General features: G+C 45.3%; 16 protein-coding genes and 9 pseudogenes. 22 read left to right on the forward strand and 3 right to left on the reverse strand.

Annotated features, from left to right (window positions below; all coding sequences use genetic code 11):
- Positions 1 to 834: 834 nt before the first annotated feature.
- From GC56T2_RS03805 to GC56T2_RS03820, 4 genes and pseudogenes are all read left to right on the forward strand, one after another.
- Complete coding sequence (locus GC56T2_RS03805) at positions 835 to 2,409, forward strand: RHS repeat domain-containing protein (RefSeq protein WP_255516136.1); 1,575 nt, start codon at positions 835 to 837, stop codon at positions 2,407 to 2,409.
- Positions 2,406 to 2,786, forward strand: a complete 381-nt coding sequence (locus GC56T2_RS03810; protein ID WP_144973171.1) for a DUF7674 family protein — start codon at positions 2,406 to 2,408, stop codon at positions 2,784 to 2,786. The genes GC56T2_RS03805 and GC56T2_RS03810 overlap by 4 nt, the downstream gene beginning before the upstream one ends.
- Positions 2,787 to 2,977: 191 nt before the next feature.
- Positions 2,978 to 3,769 (forward strand): annotated as a pseudogene (locus tag GC56T2_RS18285) (RHS repeat-associated core domain-containing protein); the annotation flags it as partial.
- 13 nt (positions 3,770 to 3,782) lie between these two features.
- Positions 3,783 to 4,445: an Imm26 family immunity protein gene (locus tag GC56T2_RS03820; RefSeq protein WP_144973175.1), complete on the forward strand. Its 663-nt coding sequence runs from the start codon at positions 3,783 to 3,785 to the stop codon at positions 4,443 to 4,445.
- A gap of 177 nt (positions 4,446 to 4,622) precedes the next feature.
- On the opposite strand, the pseudogene GC56T2_RS03825 reads toward GC56T2_RS03820, so the two are convergent.
- Positions 4,623 to 5,811: pseudogene (locus GC56T2_RS03825) on the reverse strand (IS701 family transposase).
- A gap of 130 nt (positions 5,812 to 5,941) precedes the next feature.
- On the opposite strand from GC56T2_RS03825, the pseudogene GC56T2_RS03830 reads away from it, so the two are divergent.
- The 4 genes and pseudogenes from GC56T2_RS03830 to GC56T2_RS03845 all read left to right on the forward strand — a co-directional run.
- Positions 5,942 to 6,187, forward strand: a pseudogene (locus GC56T2_RS03830) (RHS repeat domain-containing protein); the annotation flags it as partial.
- A 140-nt stretch (positions 6,188 to 6,327) separates the two neighbouring features.
- Positions 6,328 to 7,832, forward strand: a pseudogene (istA, locus tag GC56T2_RS03835) (IS21 family transposase).
- The gene (gene istB, locus GC56T2_RS03840; protein ID WP_033019214.1) at positions 7,829 to 8,581 is read left to right on the forward strand and encodes an IS21-like element helper ATPase IstB; all 753 of its coding nucleotides are present in this window, start codon (positions 7,829 to 7,831) and stop codon (positions 8,579 to 8,581) included. The pseudogene istA and the gene istB overlap by 4 nt, the downstream one beginning before the upstream one ends.
- A 236-nt stretch (positions 8,582 to 8,817) precedes the next feature.
- A pseudogene (locus GC56T2_RS03845) lies at positions 8,818 to 8,961 on the forward strand (IS110 family transposase); the annotation flags it as partial.
- Positions 8,962 to 9,162: 201 nt separating this feature from the next.
- Here the strand turns inward: GC56T2_RS03845 and GC56T2_RS03855 are convergent.
- Both GC56T2_RS03855 and GC56T2_RS03860 read right to left on the reverse strand, forming a co-directional pair.
- Complete coding sequence (locus GC56T2_RS03855; protein WP_144973178.1) at positions 9,163 to 9,963, reverse strand: ExeA family protein; 801 nt, start codon at positions 9,961 to 9,963, stop codon at positions 9,163 to 9,165.
- Positions 9,956 to 10,799: pseudogene (locus tag GC56T2_RS03860) on the reverse strand (transposase); the annotation flags it as partial. The gene GC56T2_RS03855 and the pseudogene GC56T2_RS03860, both read right to left, overlap by 8 nt.
- Positions 10,800 to 10,990: 191 nt before the next feature.
- Between GC56T2_RS03860 and GC56T2_RS03865 the strand changes: the two are divergent.
- From GC56T2_RS03865 to GC56T2_RS03930, 14 genes and pseudogenes are all read left to right on the forward strand, one after another.
- A complete protein-coding gene (locus tag GC56T2_RS03865; RefSeq protein ID WP_144973180.1) occupies positions 10,991 to 12,355 on the forward strand; it encodes an ISLre2 family transposase in 1,365 nt (454 codons plus the stop codon).
- Positions 12,356 to 12,504: 149 nt separating this feature from the next.
- Positions 12,505 to 13,242, forward strand: a pseudogene (locus GC56T2_RS03870) (RHS repeat-associated core domain-containing protein); the annotation flags it as partial.
- A 45-nt stretch (positions 13,243 to 13,287) separates the two neighbouring features.
- A complete protein-coding gene (locus GC56T2_RS03875) occupies positions 13,288 to 13,524 on the forward strand; it encodes a hypothetical protein (protein ID WP_370454555.1) in 237 nt (78 codons plus the stop codon).
- A gap of 66 nt (positions 13,525 to 13,590) precedes the next feature.
- Positions 13,591 to 14,274, forward strand: a pseudogene (locus tag GC56T2_RS03880) (RHS repeat-associated core domain-containing protein); the annotation flags it as partial.
- Between the two features lie 93 nt (positions 14,275 to 14,367).
- Complete coding sequence (locus GC56T2_RS03885) at positions 14,368 to 14,820, forward strand: hypothetical protein (RefSeq protein WP_255516006.1); 453 nt, start codon at positions 14,368 to 14,370, stop codon at positions 14,818 to 14,820.
- 77 nt (positions 14,821 to 14,897) lie between these two features.
- Positions 14,898 to 16,088 (forward strand): ISL3 family transposase, encoded by a 1,191-nt coding sequence (locus GC56T2_RS03890; RefSeq protein WP_144973182.1) that lies wholly within the window; start codon positions 14,898 to 14,900, stop codon positions 16,086 to 16,088.
- A 364-nt stretch (positions 16,089 to 16,452) separates the two neighbouring features.
- Positions 16,453 to 17,934, forward strand: coding sequence for a transposase (locus GC56T2_RS03895; protein ID WP_144972437.1), 1,482 nt, complete (start codon positions 16,453 to 16,455; stop codon positions 17,932 to 17,934).
- A gap of 22 nt (positions 17,935 to 17,956) precedes the next feature.
- On the forward strand, positions 17,957 to 18,205 hold the full coding sequence (locus tag GC56T2_RS03900) for a hypothetical protein (protein ID WP_255516007.1): 249 nt from the start codon (positions 17,957 to 17,959) through the stop codon (positions 18,203 to 18,205).
- A 457-nt stretch (positions 18,206 to 18,662) separates the two neighbouring features.
- A pseudogene (locus tag GC56T2_RS18320) lies at positions 18,663 to 18,900 on the forward strand (RHS repeat protein); the annotation flags it as partial.
- Positions 18,901 to 18,962: 62 nt separating this feature from the next.
- Entirely contained in the window at positions 18,963 to 19,382 is a 420-nt protein-coding gene (locus GC56T2_RS03910) for a hypothetical protein (RefSeq protein ID WP_255516008.1), read from the forward strand.
- Positions 19,383 to 19,517: 135 nt separating this feature from the next.
- Positions 19,518 to 20,048 (forward strand): DUF4304 domain-containing protein, encoded by a 531-nt coding sequence (locus GC56T2_RS03915; RefSeq protein ID WP_255516009.1) that lies wholly within the window; start codon positions 19,518 to 19,520, stop codon positions 20,046 to 20,048.
- Between the two features lie 375 nt (positions 20,049 to 20,423).
- Positions 20,424 to 21,035 carry an immunity 26/phosphotriesterase HocA family protein gene (locus GC56T2_RS03920; protein WP_144973184.1) on the forward strand — a complete coding sequence of 204 codons (612 nt, stop codon included), beginning with the start codon at positions 20,424 to 20,426 and terminating at the stop codon, positions 21,033 to 21,035.
- A gap of 117 nt (positions 21,036 to 21,152) precedes the next feature.
- The gene (locus GC56T2_RS03925) at positions 21,153 to 21,572 is read left to right on the forward strand and encodes a YxiG family protein (protein WP_255516010.1); all 420 of its coding nucleotides are present in this window, start codon (positions 21,153 to 21,155) and stop codon (positions 21,570 to 21,572) included.
- A 118-nt stretch (positions 21,573 to 21,690) separates the two neighbouring features.
- A complete protein-coding gene (locus GC56T2_RS03930; RefSeq protein WP_186440023.1) occupies positions 21,691 to 22,539 on the forward strand; it encodes a hypothetical protein in 849 nt (282 codons plus the stop codon).
- Positions 22,540 to 22,662: the final 123 nt, after the last annotated feature.

Genomic DNA, 22,662 nt, shown 5'->3' on the forward strand with positions numbered 1-22,662 from the left:
TTTGGTTAGGCGGTATGGCTTTTTTAACACATTCATCGAGAAGTCTCCTACCTCGAAATGGGATGTAGGCGGGAGATGAATCGGGCGGCGGTTTCGATCCAACCTTCCAAGCCAATCGATAAAATTGACATATCCGCTGTCTTCCGTGGCAATTACACGGGAACGGTATGGTTTGACGCGATCCGGCTCATGGAAGGAAACGTGGTGACGAAAAACAAGTATGATGCAAGCGGAAATTATGTCACGGAAGAAGTGGATGAAGAAGGCTATGTGGCGAAAAAGAATTATGATGCCGTAGGAAACCTGTTAAGCGAGTATGATAAGAAAGGAAACAAGAAAGAGTACACGTATGATTTCTCGGATCGCTTAAAACAGCTGTTGTTAGCGAACGGTACTTCCGTCAACTACGATTATGACTTAAATGGCAATATGACTTCAAAAGTCATTCGAACCAGCGACGGCCAGTCTCAAACATTTGCCTATTCTTATGATGCGACCGGTAAACTCATTAAAACCGTCGGTCCGCTGAATGATGTGACCACCAATGAATATGATGCCAATGGAAATAAAATCAAAACGGTCTTGCCGAAGGGAAATACAATTCAATGGACGTACGACGGAACGGAACGGGTCGACACGATTTCTTACAATGGAGTTCCATATTACAAATTCCGTTACGACAAAAACGGAAACGAACTTTCTGTTCAATATCTAAAAGATGGCACCACCAAAACAAGAACATTTGATAAAGCAAACCGGCTGACGGAACTGTCAGACCGCGGTGGGCTGCAAAAATGGCTGTATCCAACCACATCGGATAAATTGCAGCAGTTCATGTTCTCTCATGGGTCCTTTAGCCAAACGATCAATTACCAATATAATAAATTGGATCAAAATACGGTCGTCCAAGATGGAACGTATACGTATCGCTTTGACTATGACGAGAGAGGAAACGTTCGCACCTTCACGACAGGAAACCGAGCCGGCTCGACCTTTACGTATGATGACCGCGGCTTAGTGGAAAGCATTTCGGTCGGTACGGCGGACGGAACAGAAATTTTATCGGAAACGTACCGTTACGATGAAAACGGCAATCGGACAGAAATCGCCACCCCGACTGGCGCGAAGACGCTCTATCGTTATGACGCCTTAGATCAACTAGTGGAAGAGCAATGGCCGGATGGAACGACGATCGCGTATACGTACGATGGATTCGGGAATCGGAGGCAAATCGTCAAAACGAAAGACGGACTATCCACGACGATCACGGCCGATTATAATGCGGCGAATCAGTTGGTTCGTTTCGGCGATGAAACGATCACGTACGATGCGAACGGCAACCGATTGGAAGACGGCCAGTATCGATATGAATGGAACGAAGCCGACCAGCTCGTCTCCATCACAAGAAAAGGCGAAAGCGCGCCGTTTGTGACGTACAAATATGATGAAGATGGCCGCCGCATCCAAAAGACTGTGAATGGCGTCGTGACGAACTACCATTACCAAGGCGACAGCCTCAATGTCTTGTATGAAACCGACGCAAGCGGAAATGTGGTACAATCGTATATATACGGAGAAAACGGGCAACTCCTTGCCATGAAAAAAGGCGGGGCGACGTACTTCTACCACTACAACGCGCATGGCGATGTCATCGCCTTAACCGATGCACAAGGAAACATCGTGGCCCGTTACCAATACGATGCGTGGGGGAACGTTCTTTCCCAATCGGGCGAGATGGCAGCCGAAAACCCATACCGCTACGCCGGATACCAGTATGATGAAGAGACCGGGCTGTACTACTTGATCGCCCGTTATTACCACCCGACCCATGGCGTGTTCTTGTCCATGGATCCAGACCCAGGCGATGCGGATGACATCTTGACACAGAACGGCTATACGTACGCGAACAACAACCCGGTGATGCTGGTCGATCCGGATGGGCACCTTCCTTGGTTGTTAATTAATGCAGGCTTTGCGGCGTATGAAGGGTATAAGGCATATAAAACCGGAAGAGGATGGATGTATGTCGCCAAAAAAACGGCTCTTGGCGCGGTTGGTGGAGGAAAGTTTAAGCTTGTTCGAAATACGAGTAAATACGTCATTAAGGGGATAGGGAATTTAAATAGAAGAGAGCAGCTTTTAGGCCAAGTTACAAATAAAAAATTACGAAACGTTATTCATGAAATGTTTCGTCCGAATGCTACGGTAGGCGATGGTAGCCTAGCTGCTGCGGTTAGGCTGGAAGTTAGAAAAGGAATTTTAACAGGGGGAAAATCTCATATTATAAAGGCAAAAGAAAGGATAAGAAACCTAGAAAAAATTTTAGCTAAAGAAAATTTAAATGGTAGGGAAAGGAGAATAACAAATCATCTATTAATTGAATTAAAAAGAGCTCTAAATGGAAAATGAATGGAGGGATTATTATTACTATTGAAGTTTTTATGAAGAAATTTTTAGAACTATGTCCCGAATATAAAGAAGCCTATGTTAAACATATCGAATACAATGAGGAGTTTCTACCCCATGTATTTTTTGGTGAAACGTTAAATGAGGATTTGCCAGAGTTAGTGAGAAAGCGGGCATGGTATAAGGTGAAAAAAATCTTTGATTTTATTGAACTCATGCTTAAGGAGGGAGACATAAATGTTCAAGAAGTAATTACTATGACCGTTTTAGCGAGATTAGGAGATGAACGAGAGATCATGGAGAAAACATTAAAATATATGGGACCTGAGACAAGAAAAGCGTCGGAGGAGATAGAAATTTTTTGGGGAAGACAACCGTGATTTAAGTTTCACGAGGCTATCTCTAAAGGTCGTAAGACGATCTTTGGAGATCAGCCCTATAAGCCCCGCTGTAAATTAACACATTATTTCGCGGAATCCTTATGGAATAATTTCGAAAATGATTCGGGAATAATGTTCAAAATTTTTGAAGCTTGCTCCGAATTTTACATATCTTCTTGTTTAAAGTACGCTTGTCAATGAAACAAGACGACGCTACGTACTTCTACCACTACAACGCCCATGGCGATGTCATCGCCTTAACGGATGAGCAAGGAAACATCGTGGCCCGTTACCAATACGATGCATGGGGAAATATTCTTTCCCAATCCGGCGAGATGGCAGCCGAAAACCCATACCGCTACGCCGGATACCAGTATGATGAAGAAACCGGGCTGTACTACTTGATCGCCCGTTATTACCATCCAACGCATGGCGTGTTCCTGTCGCTTGACCCAGACCTAGGCGATGCCGATGACATCTTGACGCAGAACGGATATACGTACGCGAACAACAATCCGGTGATGTTGGTCGATCCGGATGGGCATTTTCCTTGGTTGTTAATTAATGCAGGATTGGCGGCGTATGAAGGATATCAGGCGTATAAATCAGGAAAAGGATGGAAAGGTGTCGCGGTCGCGGCGGCGTTTGGTTTTGTTGGTGGAGGACGAATTAAAGCTACTAAGCAAGCGTCATATAGTATTTATGTATTGACTAAGAATAACAAGGTTGTGTATGTAGGAAGAACTAAAAATGTTGTTAGTCGGAGAAGTGCCCATAAACTAGGGAAACATCGAGATGCAATGTTTAATGTTGTAAAATCGAATCTGACTTATGCAGAAGCTAGGGGATTAGAGCATAGATTATATCTAAAATATGGTGGGAAAAAGAAATTGAGAAATGTTATTAGACCAATAAGCCGCAAGAATAAAAAGTATAAATATTACATGAGCGTATCTAGAAATGCGTACAGATCATTAAGGTAGTTGAGGGGATCAAATGAAGGAAAAAATACTAAAGTTACATGAGGTACTTACTTCTAATCTTAACGAAATTAACGATGTTACATTAAAAGAAATTGAGAATAGAATAATGGAGGCTATCAATTTTGACAATAGAAAAATACGTGATCTAACAATAACAGAAGTAAAAATAAAGTTTAAAAAAAACAGGAGCAAATATTTTAAAGAAATTAATCAAGGAGATATTTTTGAAATTTATTTGCGGGACATTAGTAAATATGTGTACGGTATTGTTGTATCGGGGGAAATAAACAAAAATAAGGATGAAGAGATTTTAATTGGTTATTTGAACAAATTCTCTCCCACAGCGCTTCTAATAGATGAAATTTTTCAGTTGGTCAAGCAAAGGAAATTTTTATTCATTGCAAATACAGGAATTAGCGGTATTAGGGAACGTAGGTGGAGATTTGTTACTAATTACTCCGATAAAGTATTTAGTGATGAAGAGCTAAGAAAGATACCATATAAGGCCTATTTTTTAGATAAGTATCGTAAGAGTGTCGGGGATAGTGTAAAAGAAATCGCAGAATGTGAAGTGATTTCGAAACAGGAAGCCGATAAGATTCCTAATCCTCTTGGGATTGTTGGTGAGAAAGCGATTGAAAATTTATTAATTGAAAAATTCCAAGACACTACTTGAACGAGGGTGCAATCTTTTTGCTAAATTCTATGATCGAATCGTAAGGACGTCTTCCAAATATTTCTCAGTGAGAGGTTATCCGAGAATTTCTACGGTAACCTCTTTTTGTTATAAACTGTAGATGAGCATTTTTCATTACAGTAATTTCCATTCACTAAGAGACAAACAGGGTACCCCTTAGGCGACATGGAGCTGTTTTTTGATCACATCAATGGGAATCTCTTGCTTCGCGGCATCGTAGATGAACTCAACGACGCTGTGTCCTTTCCGAGAACGAAGAAGCTCCAGGCCGGAAGAGAGGTCTTGTTGAGATTCCGCGATGCTGTATACGCAGGCGAACAGCACCACGGCCCAATACCGTTTCACCGCCCGAATGTGACGAACACGGTATCCATCGAGCTTCAGCTGGTCTTTGGCCTGCCGGAAAAAGCATTCGATCGTCCAGCGCTGGGCATAGTAACGCAAGATCTCTTCATCGCCTAGCTCCCGGTCGGTGCTCAAGACAACATGGAGATGATCTGGCGTCATCGGTTCATCCGCCTTCCAAGCCAGCAGCACCACCGCGTCATCGAGGCCATGGATCGCTCCCTCGTAGCGATACACGCGGTAACGCTCCTTCCCCACCGTGACGAGGCGGGTGTCGTTGGGCTCGATATAGCGGGCGAACTTCTTCGCTTGGATGGCGATGCCTTTCGGATAGAGAATCCGGTTCGTCTTGAGCATGGCGATGACATGGAATCCTTGCTTCAGGCAGGCTTCGATGAGCGCTTGGGACGGATACCACGAATCCATGAGCACATACACCGGCTGAGCCCGTTTCCCCTTGAGCGAGGAAAGCATCTCGATCGCTAGGTCGATCTTGCTTCTTCCCGCCGTCTTGTCATACAGACGAAAGGCGAACGGAAACGCTTGCGAGAAAGTATGCACCATCAGCCAAACGAGCGAATGCCCCCAAACGGATTGATGATCTTTGTGCGAGTAGTGCCAATCACACCCTTGAATGGCGCGGGCAGCCCGTGACGAAGGCTTCGTTTTTTGGCAAATCGTATCATCGATCGAAACAAAAAGGGGTTGATTCTCCTGTTTGGCGATTCGCTGGATGCGATGAAGGATCCATGGCTGGAGTTTGCGAAGCAACGTCTCTTCATCCCAAGGGCTTTTCGTGAAAAAAAGGGCTGAGCGTGGTTCGATGATTCGGATGAAAACTCCAGTACCGGACATCCGTCAATGTCCCCGAAAATCCCTTGGTAGTCAAGGCGTCGACAAGGTAAACGAGATGCTTGATGACCGGCTTCGAGAAATAAAGCGCCAATCCCAGCGTCATGAAAAACTTGTGGATTCCTTGATGATGTGCTAATCTATTCATGAGACATGAACCTCCTTGTGGGTAGTTGGTGGTACATCTATTCTAACCAAGGAATCGGGTTCATGTCTCCTTTTTTATTTGGTTGTAAATTTATGTTAGCGAATTTGCTCATCTACAGTTATAAAAATAGGACGAAGACGGCCGCCGCATCCAAAAGACTGTGAATGGCGTCGTGACGAACTACCATTACCAAGGCGACAGCCTCAACGTCTTGTATGAAACCGACGCAAGCGGAAATGTGGTACAATCGTATATATACGGAGAAAACGGCCAGCGGTTGGCAATGAAAAAAGGCGGGGCGACGTACTTCTACCACTACAACGCCCATGGCGATGTCATCGCCTTAACGGATGCGCAAGGAAACATCGTGGCCCGTTTGTTTAGTGCAAAATGAAAGTACAGAGTTCTGCAACAAAAAAGTGCAGAGCTTCATGGCATAAAAAAAGGCTTGCCAGCTCCTAAAATTCCCTCTACTGTTAAGGTTGTGAAGAACAAAACAGTGGAGGTAAAGAAAGGATGCTAGCAATGCCTGAAATTCATCATATCAAACATTTGCGTGAAAAGAAAGGGTTATCGCTTTCCGAAATTGTCCGCAGGACGGGATTTAACTGGAGAACAGTCAAGAAATATGCGGATGGAGACATTTCGGTCAGACAAAAATAAAGAGAAAACGGGGAATGATGGAGGAAGAAGGATACGGTCAAATCATTGATGACTGGCTGGAGGAGGACGCCAAACTGCCAAGAAAACAACGGCGGACAAGCAAGAAGATGTACGAACAATTAAAGCAGGAACATGGCTTTAAAGGGTCTTATCGAACGGTTTGCGCCTACGTTCAAAAACGAAGACCTCAGCTTAAGCTGGAGAAGGAACAGCGTTACGAGAGGCTGGAACACCCTCCGGGGGAAGCGCAGGTGGATTTCGGCACCATGTCCGTTGTGACGAAGGAGGGAAAAGAGGAAGACCGATCAATTCTGATTTTGAGCTTTCCGTACAGCAACGCCGCGTATGCGTATCCATTGCCGGCGGAAAACAGCGAATGTTTTCTTTACGGGCTCACTCAGCTGTTTCGCCAAGCTGGAGGCGTCCCGAGAAAACTGCGCATCGACAATTTGGCGGCGGCGGTGGTTTCGATCCGAAAAGGAGGCGAACGTCAATATACTGAAGCATTTGAGCGATTCCGGCTTCATTATGGGTTTGACGTACAGGCGTGCAATCCGTATAGCGGACACGAAAAAGGGAATGTCGAACGGAAAGTTTACTATACTCGTCAACACTGCTTTGTCCCTGCTCCGTTGATCAAGGGGGATGAAGAACTGGCGGAGTGGCTGCATCGCAAGATGATCGAAGATCGAGCCCGCCCCCACTATGAAAAAGGGAGAACCATTGAGGAATTATGGCAGGAAGAACAAAAGGAGTTGCTTGTCCTGCCGGAGAGAGATCTCCCGATCTTCTCCTTCCACCACGCCAATGTCAATAAATACGGGGAAGTAACGGTGGATGGGGAGGCGTTTGTGGTTCATGGGATCCCGGTCCCCAACCGTGTCCTTGTCAAAAAGGAATGGGATCGTTTCATGGTTTTGTCCCAAGAAGGGGAGGTGTACCTGGAAGCGCCAAGGCCGTACACGAAAAAGCAACGGGAGCTCCCTTGGAAGGACATTTTGGCGGAATGGGCGCAAAAGCCCCGGGTGGTGGAGTATTCGCGGTTTCGAGTTTACTTACCGGAGGCCATTAGGAAATACTTCATGGAACAACCGAAACAGACGGCATCACGCATTCGAGGGGTGCAGAAGCTGCTGGACCGGTACACCGTCTATGAGATCGCTCAGTGGCTTGACAAGTATCAACGGTGGGATTTGGCGCCCCATGAGATCGGGGTGTTGATGGAGGCGAAGCGTTCGGAGTATCCCGCGAAATGGGAAGAAGCCTATACCCCTTCCGTTTTCGTCGACTATGAAACCGATTTACATGTGTATGATCAACGTCTTTGTCCGTCAAGGGAAGGGGGAAGCCGGGCATGAAGATGGATTTAAAAGAGATTTGTAAAGCCCTGCATTTGGCGTACATCGCGGATCGATTCGAGGAGGTGGCCTACGAGACCAAGGAACAGTTTTTGCGTGATGTGTTGGCGTTGGAGCTGTCGTTCCGTCAGAAAGCAAAACAGGCTCGATTGATCAAGAAGGCGAAGTTCCGGGAGTTGAAATGGCTCAAAGATTACGAATGGTCGGATCAGATTCATTGGCCGACCACGACCTCGAAGGAAGAACTTTGCGACCTTCGCTTTTTGGAGCAAAAACAGAACGTCCTGCTTTTAGGTTCGCCGGGAACAGGAAAAACCCATCTCGCCACCGCATTAGGATTAAAAGCGTGTGAACGGGGCCATGAAGTTCGGTTTTTCCGTGTCGCCGATCTTGTCGCCCAGCTCGAAGAGGCGTTAAAAGACGGCACCCTCGGACGGCTCAAACGGCAAATCGACACATGCGAGCTGTTGATTTTGGACGAACTCGGCTATGTACCTTTCCAAAAGCAGGGATCGGAACTGCTGTTTCACATCATTGCCGATTGTTATGAACGAAAAAGTGTCATCGTGACATCGAATTTAGAGTTTGGACAGTGGAATCGAGTGTTTGGGGACAACCGCCTGACGGCAGCGCTGGTGGATCGTTTGGTCCATCACGCCCACATTCTCGCGTTTACGGGTGAGAGCTACCGCTTGCGGCATGCGCTTTCTGCCGTTCAGTCGCTCCCTTCTCACTCGGTTGAAAGGTAAATTCATTGAGCCGGCAAGCCTATGTATTTTTTCTTGCAATTCTCTGCACTTTTTGCTTGCAAAAAACACATGAGGTCGTAGTATCTATGGTACGTAAAGTCCGATATATAGACGGACCCCAGTAGCCTGGTGCACCACGGAATGTCGCTCCCTTAAGGGAAGCACGCAGGATAGAATGCTTGAACAAAGGCTGCTGCACCAGCTGTTTTTGAGTAACGAAGCAGGGAGGGAAACCGATGCGCGTCTTGTATGAACGCTGTTGCGGATTGGACGTGCATAAGCAATCGATGACGGCTTGCGCCCTGACCCCTGAAGGAAAAGAGATTCGCACGTTTGGTACGCTGACCGACGATCTCGAGGAGTTGGTGGATTGGTGTAAATTAGCACATTATTTCAGAATCCCTTTTTCAAATTATTTCAGGCGGATTCCGAAATAATGTGAAAAATTTTTGCGGATTGTTCCGGATTTTGCACATTCTTTCGGAACGTTTGCACGCTATTTCAGATGAAGATTTCCAGCGCGCCTGGTGGACCGATGGAAAAGAGAAAGCACAAAAGAGGCCGATTCGGCCCCTTTCGTGCTAATACCCCATTTCCTCTGTGGCCATGCGTACCACTTCTTCGTCAATGACGTCCTTTTTCAGCTGATGCCCGTACAGCAGGCATGTCGTAGCCAACGTGTTGATCACCTGAGGCCATCCCTGCGACTGCAGGGCAATCGCCTCTAACGCCGATGGAGTGAAGATCGGATGCTTCGCCCCAGCCTGTTTCATCCGATGCTCGATGTAGCCCGCCACCTCCTCCTTCTCGAGCGGCCCCATCCGGCATCGCATGATGATCCGCTGATCGAGAGGGCGGTGCTGATGGAGCCGCAGCTTCCCCTGTAAATGGGGCAGCCCAGCTAACATCAAGACAAAGGGGTTGGTTGAATCCATCTCAAAGTTGAACAAGATGGCGATGTCCTGTAAAAAGGCATCCTTCGCTAAATGCATCTCGTCCAATATCAACACCGGTGTGATCCGCCGTTCATGATACAACCGCTCAATCGCCTGCTGGATTTGGCCGAAGAGATCCACCTTGCGGTATTTCGGTTCTTCCCCCAACCCAAGAGCCAGCCCGCGGTAAAAATCCATCACGCCTCCGGTCGATAACGGGAAGTAGACCACGTGATACAAAGAAGGGGACAACGATTCTTTCCACGCCCGAAGGGCGAATGTCTTGCCCGCCCCCGGTTCTCCAGTCAACAGCCCGATTCCCCGGGTTCGTTTCACGTACTCCAGCGCCCGCAGCGCTTCTTGAAACGCTGCCCCTTGATACGCCTCGGACGGGGCGGTTTCTTTCGCAAACGGCTCCCGTGAAAGAGAGTAGAACGATTTATACACCGTGTTCTCCCTCCTTCGCTGGAACTGCCGCAAACGGCGACCGGTGACGCTTTACATGGGCGTGATCCTCCAAACGCACCCGAATGGCTTCCGCTACCCGTTTGCCGTCTTCGTACACATAGACACCTCGTTCGTCATAGCGGAGCTCAATCGATTGCCCAATGAACCGAGGCGGCACTTCGTATAGCTGTTGATTTAGGGTGATCGTGCCATCGGCTTTCACCTTGCGGTGCTCCCGTTTCAGAAAAATCGCATCCAGCCAATCGATGTCTTCGACCCACACCACTCGTTCCACTTGGGACTGAAACACCTCATGCGGCGTTTTTCCGTCCAGTGAGGCGTGTGGTTTTCGGTGATACTCTTCTTCAAGCCACTTCCCAAACTGCTCGTTCAACTCGTCCAGCGACTTTGGCGGATTCAGCTCCAACAGCGGATAAAACCGCGTCTGTACGGTGCGGAAGAACCGTTCGATTTTCTCTTTGCTTTGCGGGTCATACGGCTGGGTGTGGATGAGCGTAATCCCCATCTCGGCGCACGCATACTGCAGCACCTCGGACCGGTAAATTTTCCCGTTGTCCGAGTAAATGCGTTTCGGCTTCCCGCAACGAAGCACCGCTTCCTTTGTGACGACCCGCAGCCCGTCAAACTTCTCCGAAGGGAAACTATACGTACGGCACCAACCGCGAGCAGTCATCGATATAAGCGATCAGAAACGTTTTCTGGGCTTTCCCATGGACGCGAATCGTGGGTCCATGGGATAAGTCTCCTTGCCATAGCTCATTGATCTGGTCATACGCAAAACGCTTTCGCTCCGGTATGGGCAAGATTTCTTTTCCGTGTGAGTAAAATATTTGTGGGTGACGTTCAGGAAGGATCCCCGACGAGGGTTGCGAACTTTTGTTCGCGACGCTCGTCGGGGCCACCAAGCGAAGCGCGGTAGGAAAAAGCGGATCTCATGCAAAAAGGACTCTCTCCCTGCTATGATAGTGATTGTCCACATCAACCGAAAACAGGAGGGAGAGAGTCCATGAAACATCTTACCACACAATGGCCTTTATTAAAAGAGCTGGAGGAACAATTGTTGAGAACCCTTCAAAACGTGTTTGCCACCTTGTTGGCGGCCCTTTTGGAGGAAATCGATCAACAACTGGCAGAAGCTAGGGACAAGCGCCGCTATCAGCTGAAAGACAAACGGCCGACCACCCTCCAAACGCTGTTTGGAGACGTGACGTTTCGACGGAACTACTACTATGATCGGCAGGCAGGGGCGTATACCTTCTTGTTGGATGCCGAACTGGGCTTTGATGGAGCCCAATCGATCAGTCCTTGCCTTGAGGAAACGGCAGTCGAGTTGGCTGTAGAGTGCTCTTCCTACCGCAAAGCAGCTCGCACGTTGGAGGCGATCGTGGGGTATGCGGTTCTCAGCCATGAGGCGATTCGTCAGCTGGTGTTGGCGGCTCCTGTCTCGCTGCACCACCCTGTTTCCCAACGGCATGGCCGGGTGCTATTGGTGGAAGCGGATGGACTGTTCATCTCCCGCCAAGGGAAAGGGAAACGGGCGAAAGAGCAGAAAATCTTGGCCGTTCACGAGGGATGGAGACGGAACGGCTCGCAGCTGGAGCTCGTGAACCGGCGCCACTACCTCCATGAAGGGGCGGGGGACGTGTGGGAAGGGTTCGAAGCGTGGCTGATGAAGGAATATGCCTATGATCCGTGCCGGGACCTGTTGGTCATCAACGGCGACGCGGCATCTTGGATTACCGCCTGCCGGGAGTATTTCGGAAAGCGGGCGTGCTTTCAGTTGGATCGGTTCCATGTGGCGCGGGAGCTTCGTCAGTGTCTGTCCGGCCACCCACGTTGGCGGGAGGTGCGGAAGAAGCTGGCGAAGCAAGACGAGGAAGGACTTTTGGTGGAACTGAACAGCGCCGTCGGTACGTTGGGGGACGAAGCCAAAGAAGAGCCGTTGGCCGAAATGATCCGCCGGATCCAGTCGATGCCGGGATGCATCCGGGACTACCGGGAGTGGCTGTCGGCGCAAGGGGTGGAGACGGCCGGCATGCGTCCGATGGGCCACGCCGAGAGCGTGATGAGCCGGTTCGCGTACCGGGTGAAATCCCGCCGCAGCTGGAAGGACCAAGGACTTTGGGCGTTTCTGAAGGCGATGGTGGCCCAAATCGACGGAATAGGGTGGAGAACAGGGCAGTTGGAGGAGGAAGAGCCCCGGAGGGCAGCCTCGGCCCCGACGAAGCTGGAGCGGATCAAACAGGCCAAACGGAAGGCAGGGCGGTTGTTGGCGGAGGTGATGCGCCAGAACATCCTGTGTCTTCAGCGGTCATCGGGGACGCCGATCTACCAAGCATTGTCGGCGCTTCGGGACGGTGGATGGATGTAAAAAAATGGATAGAAAAACCCATCTCTAGATGAGGGATGAGAGTCCGAAAGCGCTTACGATAACAATTCCTAAAAATGGTCTACCAACCGGTGATTGACAACGCCCGTAGTAGACCGAAAAAATGTTCTCCACAAAGTCTTGACTGACTCCTCAACGTCTTGTATGAAACCGACGCAAGCGGAAATGTGGTACAATCCTATGTATACGGAGAAAACGGCCAGCGGTTGGCGATGAAAAAAGGCGGGGCGACGTACTTCTACCACTACAACGCGCATGGCGATGTCATCGCGTTAACCGATGCGCAAGGAAACGTGGTCGCTCGTTACGAGTACGACACATGGGGTCGGCTTCTTTCAAAATCCGGTGAGATGGCAGACGAAAACCCGTATCGCTATGCGGGGTATCAATATGATGAAGAGACCGGGTTCTACTACTTGATCGCCCGTTATTACCACCCAACACATGGAGTGTTTTTATCGCTCGACCCAGACCTAGGTGATGCAGATGACATTCTCACGCAGAACGGGTATACGTACGCGAACAACAACCCGGTGATGTTGGTGGATTTGGATGGGCATTATGCTATAGGAGTTTACTTTATTCCAGGAATTGGAGAAGTAGCATTGCTAGTAACAGGTATGGTGGTATTAGGTGGAATAACCTACAAAGTGGGGTCTTGGCTGGGAAAACGAGCAAAAGAGTGCTATTTAAAAGCTCAAAATAATAAACAAGTGAGGAAGAGAATAGAAGGTTTAGAAAAACAAATAAAAAAACACAAAGAAAAAATATCTAAAAATCCAAATTCAACAGCAGTCAAACACTGGGAAAAGGAAATAGAGGCTTGGGAGAAGGAGATAGCTAGATTGAAAAAGCGTCTAAAAAAGTAGAGTAGGGTGGGAGCAAAATTGAAAGAGATACATTTAGAACAATTAATGAAAAAACTCTCTCTCATTTCCCCTAGGAGGGAGAAAGACGAATTAGCGATAGATTTATATGATATTTATGAGAGCAGTCAGAACATAGAAAAACTGTTAAATGCGATGATTGACTCTCAACAGGATAAAGAGCAATTGATCGACACATTGATTGAAATAGAGGTAGAACTTGATCATATTAACTGGCATTACAACAGTTTCAAAAAACAACTGAAATCATTATTAACGGATTAATTGCAAGTACACGTATGAACTTTATTCGATCGTTGTTTGCAGACGGCACGTCCGCCAACTATGGGTAGAAAAGACGAGAGCACGCCGTTTGTGACGTACAAATACGATGAAGACGACCGGCGCATTCAAAAGACTGTGAATGGCGTCGTTACGAACTATCATTACCAAGGCGACAGCCTCAACGTTCTGTATGAAACCGATGCGGATGGAAATGTGGTAAGATCATATATATAAGGAGAAAACGGCCAGCGGTTGGCAATGAAAAAAGGCGGGGCGACGTACTTCTACCACTACAACGCGCACGGCGATGTCATCGCCCTGACGGATGCGCAAGGAAACATCGTGGCCCGTTATCAATATGATGCATGGGGGAACATTCTTTCCCAATCGGGCGAGATGGCAGTCGAAAACCCATACCGCTACGCCGGATACCAGTATGATGAAGAGACCGGGCTGTACTACTTGATCGCCCGTTACTACCACCCAACACACGGCGTGTTCCTGTCGCTTGACCCAGACCTAGGCGATGCCGATGACATCTTGACGCAGAACGGGTATACGTACGTGAACAACAACCCGGTCATGTTGGTCGATCCGGATGGGCACCTTCCTTGGTTGTTAATTAATGCAGGATTGGCGGCGTATGGAGCGTATAAGGCATAGTTGGGAAAGGGATGGAAAGGTGTCGCGGCTGCGGCGGCTATCAATTTTGTTGGAAGAGAAATATTTATGGAAGAGAGAAAACTCTGAAGTGGGAGAGAGGAAGAGCTTATGCAGTGAGAAAAGCTGGGGGAATATGTATCTTCATGTCAGACCGTGATAACATAAAGAAAGGGGTAAGCTATGTTACTGAAAACATTTCTATTATTAGGAGAAGAAGGGATATCCGACGTTAAAAAAAGTTTTTCTTTTCAAACTAGATGTATCACCAAATTGTATGAGCGGGTCTTTGATAAAAAATATAAAACCGCTGATTGTAGGCAGTTAAATTTCCATTGTGGTAATTACTCCGAGATGAACCTATTAGGATGTTTTGATGGTTTTTGTCAAGTCTTAGTACCATATAATATTCAAGAATTTCTAGAGTATGCAGATAACAAAAAAAAAATAGAGATCCTAGAACTGTTGAAAAATAGCCTCGATTTTGTTACTAGAGAAAAAAATTGGGATCCTAATCCTTTTCAAAAAGCTTATGAGAGAGTAAAGGAGTTAAACTATATTAATGAGTTTATTTGGAACAAGCCTAAATTAAGTCCAAATAAAAAATATGGTTCATCACCAAATTTTGTGATTTAGTGACAAAAAAGAGAAAGCACTGACGAGATCCTGGCAATAATGTTAGCGGTGAAATCAACATTAAGGAGGTCTCGTAAGTGCTTTCTATACCACTAGGATTGCCAGAATTTAAAGTGATTAAACAAGAACTTCATTCCTATGGTTATGCGATTCATGTAGAGAAAACAGAGACACAGGAACATTGCCCTCATTGTGGGTTTGCCACTTCCTCTGTCCACGACAGACGGACAAGAAAAGTACGGGATTTGGCGATTTTCCATCAACCGGTGTACTTGTTCGTGAAAATAAAGCGCTATCGGTGCTGGAATTGCTCTCAAGTGTTTTCCGCCTCTTTGGAATCGGTTCAACCCAATCAGCACTACACCAACCGATTTTGTGAGTACTTGTATGAACTTTGTGAAGGTTCCACCATTCAAGAGGTGAGCCGAAAGCACCGTATCCCATATACGACATTGGAACGCATCTATTACTCCATCGCATCGAAAAAAGCAAAAGAGCGTCAGACAGCGATAGAAACATCTTCTCAAGAAGAGATGGTGCTTAGCTTAGATGAAATCGCTGTAAAAAAGGGACATCAGTATGAAACCATATTGATGGATGCCAAAGCTGGATCCGTCATGGGAATGCATGCCGATCGCCAATGTGACTCCGCTATCCACTTGTTGAGCCAAAAGGTCCTGTCGAAAGAAAGGGTTCAAACGGTGATTCTTGACATGTGGGAACCTTATCATAAGGCGGTTCGTGCCCTGTTTCCATCTGCTTCGATTGTCATCGATAAGTACCATGTGGTTCAAAAAGTGACACAAGCCTTGGATCAAGCAAGAAAGGAATGTTCTCCATTGAAAAAGGCTCGATATCTTCTCTTGAAAGGCTGTGAAAAGCTTCGTCAGGACCAACGGCATCGATTAGACGATATCTTGGAGGAGTATCCGGTACTTTCCATTGCCTATTATCTGAAAGAGTTGTTTCGGGATTTTTACCGAACCGATGGATATAACGAAGCAAAGGAACGCTTGGAAGAATGGATTCAGTTAGCCAAACAGAGCCCTTTTGCTTCTTTTCAGGAAGTAGCCAACACGCTTGAAAGGTGGAAGGAGCCGATTCTTTCCTACTTTTTGTGCCCCTATACCAATGCCCGAATCGAGGGAACGAATCACAAGATCAAAAACATCAAACGCCGGGCATATGGCTATCGAAATCGGGAACGGTTTCGTTTGCGTGTATTTCTGGAGTGTATAGGGAACACTACAGGTAGTCAGGCTGCCTAAACGCTCCCTTCTTCCGCTCTCGGTATGATCGTTGGTAGAATGGAACCCGTCAAGGAAAGCACTTGACTGTTTCCATTCTACCAACTTCGTGGTCTGTATGCGGAAGAAGGATCCTGACTGATGAACCTATTTCATCCAGCTAACATGTTTCTAGAAGGCCGGTGAAAAATCGCTGCCCACACCAATTGGAGGCATTTTTATTCCAAAAGAAAGCTGATTCTGCAAAGTTTCTCTAATTGAGAAATGGGAGCGATCAGCAGCAGTTTACACGAAATCACCGGACTCCTAGAAGGCCGGTGAAAAAGTACACGCCAAGGCAGGGATGTAGGGGGCTTATGTACGAAAAAGGAAGAAGAATCTTTGAATGGAGCGTGAGCAGATCATGAAAGCCCCCAAACATCCTTCGACTCAGCCTCGTCTGTTTCAAGTCATCGACATGGAGGAACTGGTTCCCCCACATCATATCCTGCGCCAAATCAACGAAGCAGTTGACTTTTCCGTCATTCACGATTGGGTGGCTCCCCTGTACACGGAAAAAACGGGTCGTCCGGCGGCGGATCCGGAACGGCTGCTTCGCCTGATGCTGCTATCGTATTTGTTCGACCACTCCGAGCGGGAGTTGTATGAGATCCTCCCCATGCATGCCGGATACTTGTGGTTTTGCGGTCTCGACTTTGAATCCGTGCTCCATCCGGATCCTCATCACCCCACACTGCCGGATCGAACGACGCTCGTCAAAACACGGAAGCGCTGGCGCCAACACGGAATCTTTGATCGGCTGATGACCTACGTGGTGGATCAGTGCATCGCGGCAGGGCTGGTCTCGCCGGATGTGCATGCGGCGGCCGATGGCACTCAAGTGCGGGCGAATGCTTCGATCCACAGCTTGCGGGAAGTCAAGCTCGCTCCGGTGGAACCGTTGGAGGACTACCTCGCCCGCACCGCCCGGGAAGATGAACAGGCCGAGTCCCCGGAGGCGGACCGGGATCCCGATGACGACCCGCCTTCTCCGTCTCCCCCATCAGGGGAACGCGTCCATGCCGGAGAACGAGGAAACTTCCGTGGAACTACGTTTTCCAACCAAACCCATCGAAGCGTGACGGATCCGGATGCCCGGTTGTACAAGAAAGGCAAAGGACAGGAAGCGTATCCTCGGTATCTGGTGCACGACGTCATCGACGTCCAGTCGCGCGTGATTTTGTCCAGACGAGCCAGCCTCGCCACCGGAACGGCGGAGCGGGAGACGAGTTTGGAGCAGCTGGCTTCCATTCGGTTTCGCCACCCGTCGATCACGATTCGAACCTTGTCCGCAGACAAAGCGTATGGCACCACGGAGTATTTGAAAGAGCTCTTCGTCCAAGGCATCACGCCGCTCGTGTCGCTGCGCCGCAAGGAGATGGAAGAAATTCCAACCTGGAAGCGCCGGGCGAAGGATCCCGCTCAGGAAGCACAACGCCAGGCGAAAGTCCGGGAAGTTCAGATTCGCAACCAAGCGAGGCTCATTCAGCAACAGGGCGGTTATCGATCCATTCAAGCCCTTCGCACGCGTTGTGAGCATGTGTTTGCCGAAGGGAAGGAATGTCATGGGCTGGACCGGGCCCGAAGCCGAGGCCTTTACGCCATGGAAGAACAGGCGCTGTTGACCGCCGTCGTGCAAAATCTGAAGCGATTGTGCCGGTTTCGAAAAAAACGAGGGGAGACCGGCTCTTTGGCGTGCGCAAAAATGGAAGTTGGAGCAGGAAGTCCTGCTCGTCCTCCCGTCCTTTGGCGCCAAATGGCGGGGAGAATGGTCTCCAAAATTCGACATGAGGGAAGTCTATGCCCCATTAATTCACCGGCCTTCTAGGATTGAGTGGAAATCACAGAAAATGGTGAAGACCCAAAAATATAAAGCTGAGGTACATTGTAATCACGATCTGTATGATTTTACAATAAAGATGGTGATTAAAGATAGAAAAGATAAAGTATTACTTGAAAAAAAAATAGTGTCAACTGAACCCGATGAACTTATTTACGATAGGTTTTTAGGACATTTAATGTGGATAAGTGATGATGAAATAGCGCTTTACGAGAAAAATTCAAAGCGTTATACCTCTGTAAAATTAAGAGAGGCATAATGAATAGCTCTAAAATATTATCAAAGTTGAATCATTTTTCACAAGATTGACAGTTTAAAACTTTTCTGGCTCTTCACCAAAAGTTGTACTTGATTTTTTCATCACACATCTTACTTATGCATCCACGAAAGAACAGGAAATCAATCATGTTTTGCCTACACCTGTTCAGAGAAGTTCACCGTCTGTCAAGTACACGTTTTGGTGATGAATCAAAAGTTTATTGAAAGGGAAATATTTCGAATTTTTTTACAAAATTCATCCGGAAAAAGATCTGTTAATGGAACTAAAGAAACGTGATCATTTAAATGATATTCCATTACGAGTGAAAAAATACTTTGGATTAGAAGATGCCGATGAATGTTAAGAGTTTTGAATTCCGAATATGAAGTAACAGATATCTATTAAGTATACCAACCTTAGGAGAGTCTATATCTCTCTTAAGGTTTTTCCCTTTTTTCAAGAAGGCGAGAGCATACCGTTTGTGACGTACCAATACGACGAAGACGGCCGCCGCATTCAAAGGACTGTGAATGGCGTCGTGACGAACTACCATTACCGAGGCGACAGCCTCAACGTCTTGTATGAAACTAATGCAAGCGGAAATGTGGTACAACTGTATATAATACGGAGAAAATGGGCAACTCCTTGTCATGAAAAAAGGCAACGCCACGTATTTTTACCATTATAACGCCCATGAAAATCATCCTCGTTTTAAAGGTAATTTTTATAGAAGTGGAGCGGCCTAGAGGATTACAATATGGAAGGCGAAGAACAGGAAAAAATAGCTTATATATTTTGTAAAATGTTTATATGTGGAGGGAAAAGATTAATGAATTTTTTAAAAAATATTTTCTTTAGAAAATATGAACAGTTTGCTAAAGAGCTTGGCTATCGTACATGGTCTGAGGCTAGTGATCATACATTCTTTATGTTTCATATTCGAGAAGACGGGGGATGGTATGTTACTGAATTGCCAAATAGAACTTGGGCAGTATGGAATAATGAAGGAGATCCACCTTATAGTTTTGTTACTTTTTTGACATGGAGTGAAACGATAAGGTATTTGAGGAAGTTGTTTGATGAATATGGTTATCCTGAAACTTATTGGGCTCCAGAAGGATATGACATTGATGATGATATGTTTGTAAATCCACCTCAAAAAGATAAGAAGTTATAGACTATGTAAGAAATTTTACTAGAGATGTGCGAGGCCGTGTGCTGGTGGTGGTAGAGAAAACGCCGTTTCCGATGGACATTGCGAATCAGACGATAGGGGGCGAATGGAGCGTTATCGGCGAAGCGAGACGCTCAAATGCCTACAGAAGCTTGTCGAAAAATATTTTTTGACACCCCTAAGATGCCAAGAAACCTTGATATATCAACATTTTTAGAGGGAGGGATCTTTATATTATCTAATAAGGATAAAATGGTCGGTGCTTTAAAGAAAATAGTAGTCCCAGAATTAAGAAGCAGGGGATTTAAAGGGGCTTTTCCTCATTTTAGGAAGCAAGAAGGTCAGTTAGGTTATTTGCTATCGTTTCAATTTGATAAGTGGGGAGGAGGATTTATAATAGAAGTTGGAGTAGCAAGGGTTAATAAGGAAGGAAACGTGATCGTTGATGGTATAGTTCGACCATTTCAAAAGATGAATGCTTTTCACTTAAACAATCGTTTTAGAATACTGAATAATAAAAATGGGGATAAAGATTGGTTTAAATTCGATAACGAAAACCAAAATTTAGAGGAAACAGAATTTATTCGCATAGCCAAGAATGTTTTACCATATTTGGACGTTGCAGAAAATTGGTTTGAAAAAATAAAGCAAAAGCAAACAGCACGATAGAGCCAATCTAGGCGGAGGCTGGTGATTTAGTGTAAAATGTTACTGATCCCATCAATTTCTCAATTAGAGAAACTTTGTAGAATCCGCTTTCTTTTTTTGAATGAAAATGCCGCCGATCGGGGTGTGACAGCGGTTTTTCACCGGCCTTCTAGGCGACCTGCTTGCTTTATAGCAGTGTCGTCTTTTTTATAACAATTTAGCTAAGCGATTGACTCAAGAAAAAGTAGTAATAAGATGGTATAGTTGGTGATACAATGTCATTTTGGGAAAGCATAAAGAACAAGGAAACAGTTGTTTTAAGTGATGATGCAATCGATTTGTTAAGTGATGTGCTCTTAGAAATCAAAAAAAATTTATCAAGAAGATTTAGAAAGAATGCCAACGGTAGCTGAATGGGAAGCATTGATTATGGAGGCAATGCAACTTGATTCAAATATAGCGGAACAATTAGAGGAAATGGAAATCACAGATGTAAAATTTAAATTGAAAAAGAGGAAAAAGGACCCTAACATTGAACCTGGTATTGTATTTGCAATCCCACTTAAAGAAATTGAAAAATATGCTTATGGGTTAGTAGTAAGAGGAGAAGGGCTAAAGGATGACATTTATATACAATATTTTGATATCTTTACTAATGAAGTATTAGATATAAAAACCTTTAGTCATCAATTTGAAAAACTTTCTGTTCTATATACGATCAACAGTGGAATATATGGAATCGTTAATAAAGAATGGATAATTATCGGGAAATTGTCTAAAGGGAAATTCAATCCTGAAGAATATGAGTTACCGGATTTTGTGTTTTACAATGGCAAGGAATATTTTGTGAGTCGAGGGGATGCGAATACACCAATAGCAGAATTAGAGCCTATTTCTAAAGAGGAAGGGGAAAAAATAAAAAATCCAATTGGTCTAATTGGCAGTAATAATATAGCGCAAATGCTTATTAATTCTTACCATGAGAAACAAAATCAAAAATGTACTTAGCCTTTTGGTCGTGATTTAAGGGATAACTTTTTTCTTGTACAGTGAAGACGTACCCATTCAAAAGACTATGAATGGCGCCGTGGCGAACTACTATTTACCAAGGGGCGAGTGATTAGTATGAATCAAAAGAAATTAGTTGCTTTATTAAATGAAATGTGGGCTTCCGTAGTCAAAAGTTTTCATATTGATATTTTATCTCATACGATTAGTCTAAATGTGAAAGTAGTTGATAATGAGAAAGATGATAAGATTGTGTTCAAAGGTGTTTCCTCTTTTTATTTCGTAGAAAACTCTGGAGATTCCCGCTTGAACCCTGTTGATCCAGAAGATGGAGATTACATTGAGCTAACTTCAATTGATTACTATAAGAATGGTATAGGTAAAATTCATATCAGTTCGTCAAAAGAAATTTGGGGTGGTGAATACTTTTCTTCAGCTAACTTTGTACTTGAATTTTGGGAGGCACTATTATTTATTGAAGCTAAAAGTATAGTGATCAATGGAGAGGAGTTTCTAGTAGATTATCCAGTTAATTAAAGTGCAAAGTTAAAAATTTTTGATTGTTTAATATTGCAAAATGGGCTGTCACATCTATATAGGACAGCCCTTGAAACGGAATGTAGGTGGGAGAGGTTCATTAAAAGGAAGTGAAAAAATGACTGTTATAAGGGATATTCAACTTTCTATTCCAAGTGATATAAACTATTTTGATCATACTGTAATAGTTGACGATGATACTGGTGAGACAAGCCCCTTTACCGATTATAGGCAAAGCAAGTCCGCCATCTTTCATTATGAAACAAGATGTATTACGTCACTTTATACTCGTTTTTTGCCCGAAATTCATACAGATGGGGAAAAGGGAATTATCATTCAATGCGTACCGGATCTATCTAAATTAAGCGAGAAAGAAATGGAAATGGAAAGGGTACCCGATTTTATTACTGTTTATGTTGAAATGGATTATAATCAATATTTCTCTCTTACGGATGACTTGGAAAAAAAGAAAATGGCATTAGAAGTGTTACAAGAGGGTATGGAAAAACTTGCTGATGAGCGAGGATGGGATAAGCAAGTTTTTCGTGAAATATACAACAAGATAAAAGAATTAAATTACAAAAATACATTTATCTATAAGAAAAAGAGCAGTCCTAATCGTAGATATATATGTAGCATTATATGTGAACACGAAGTCTCTTATGTAGATATATATTTAGAAATAAAACGTCAAAAAGGAAATAAAGTTTTAAAGAAAGAAAGATTAGTAAGAGTAGACAGACCACACGAATCTTTTTATTGGAGATATTTGGGTGATTTAATGTGGACGCTAAATCATAAGGTGACGTTTACTGATCGTTTACATCATTTCGGGTGGGTTGTAACTTTTTTAGAAAAAGAAAACGAAACACAGATTATATGGAAAAGTTCCATGGGCAGCGCGATCTGCCCTCCACCAGGGGATGAAAATCCGCGCCAGTTCGGCATTTTCACGGAAAATAAATAAAGTGTCTTATCTTTCTTCATAAACACAATAAAAAAGGAAAATATGGGAGGTAAATCTAGATTTAACGTGGTGGAGCTTATGAGATATACATTTTTAAAAGGGAGAGGTTCCGTTGTCATCGGC

It is taken from the genome of Geobacillus sp. C56-T2, from assembly GCF_007829715.1.
GTDB classification, from domain to species: Bacteria; Bacillota; Bacilli; order Bacillales; family Anoxybacillaceae; genus Geobacillus; species Geobacillus icigianus.

What these genes read in the sequence shown, in the direction of transcription:
- GC56T2_RS03805 (WP_255516136.1), top strand. Translation starts at nt 835, where the DNA reads ATGTTCTCTCATGGGTCCTTTAGCCAAACGATCAATTACCAATATAAT.
- GC56T2_RS03810 (WP_144973171.1), top strand. Translation starts at nt 2,406, where the DNA reads ATGAATGGAGGGATTATTATTACTATTGAAGTTTTTATGAAGAAATTT.
- GC56T2_RS03820 (WP_144973175.1), top strand. Translation starts at nt 3,783, where the DNA reads ATGAAGGAAAAAATACTAAAGTTACATGAGGTACTTACTTCTAATCTT.
- istB (WP_033019214.1), top strand. Translation starts at nt 7,829, where the DNA reads ATGAAGATGGATTTAAAAGAGATTTGTAAAGCCCTGCATTTGGCGTAC.
- GC56T2_RS03865 (WP_144973180.1), top strand. Translation starts at nt 10,991, where the DNA reads ATGAAACATCTTACCACACAATGGCCTTTATTAAAAGAGCTGGAGGAA.
- GC56T2_RS03875 (WP_370454555.1), top strand. Translation starts at nt 13,288, where the DNA reads ATGAAAAAACTCTCTCTCATTTCCCCTAGGAGGGAGAAAGACGAATTA.
- GC56T2_RS03885 (WP_255516006.1), top strand. Translation starts at nt 14,368, where the DNA reads ATGTTACTGAAAACATTTCTATTATTAGGAGAAGAAGGGATATCCGAC.
- GC56T2_RS03895 (WP_144972437.1), top strand. Translation starts at nt 16,453, where the DNA reads ATGGAGCGTGAGCAGATCATGAAAGCCCCCAAACATCCTTCGACTCAG.
- GC56T2_RS03900 (WP_255516007.1), top strand. Translation starts at nt 17,957, where the DNA reads ATGGTGAAGACCCAAAAATATAAAGCTGAGGTACATTGTAATCACGAT.
- GC56T2_RS03910 (WP_255516008.1), top strand. Translation starts at nt 18,963, where the DNA reads ATGGAAGGCGAAGAACAGGAAAAAATAGCTTATATATTTTGTAAAATG.
- GC56T2_RS03915 (WP_255516009.1), top strand. Translation starts at nt 19,518, where the DNA reads ATGCCTACAGAAGCTTGTCGAAAAATATTTTTTGACACCCCTAAGATG.
- GC56T2_RS03920 (WP_144973184.1), top strand. Translation starts at nt 20,424, where the DNA reads ATGCCAACGGTAGCTGAATGGGAAGCATTGATTATGGAGGCAATGCAA.
- GC56T2_RS03925 (WP_255516010.1), top strand. Translation starts at nt 21,153, where the DNA reads ATGAATCAAAAGAAATTAGTTGCTTTATTAAATGAAATGTGGGCTTCC.
- GC56T2_RS03930 (WP_186440023.1), top strand. Translation starts at nt 21,691, where the DNA reads ATGACTGTTATAAGGGATATTCAACTTTCTATTCCAAGTGATATAAAC.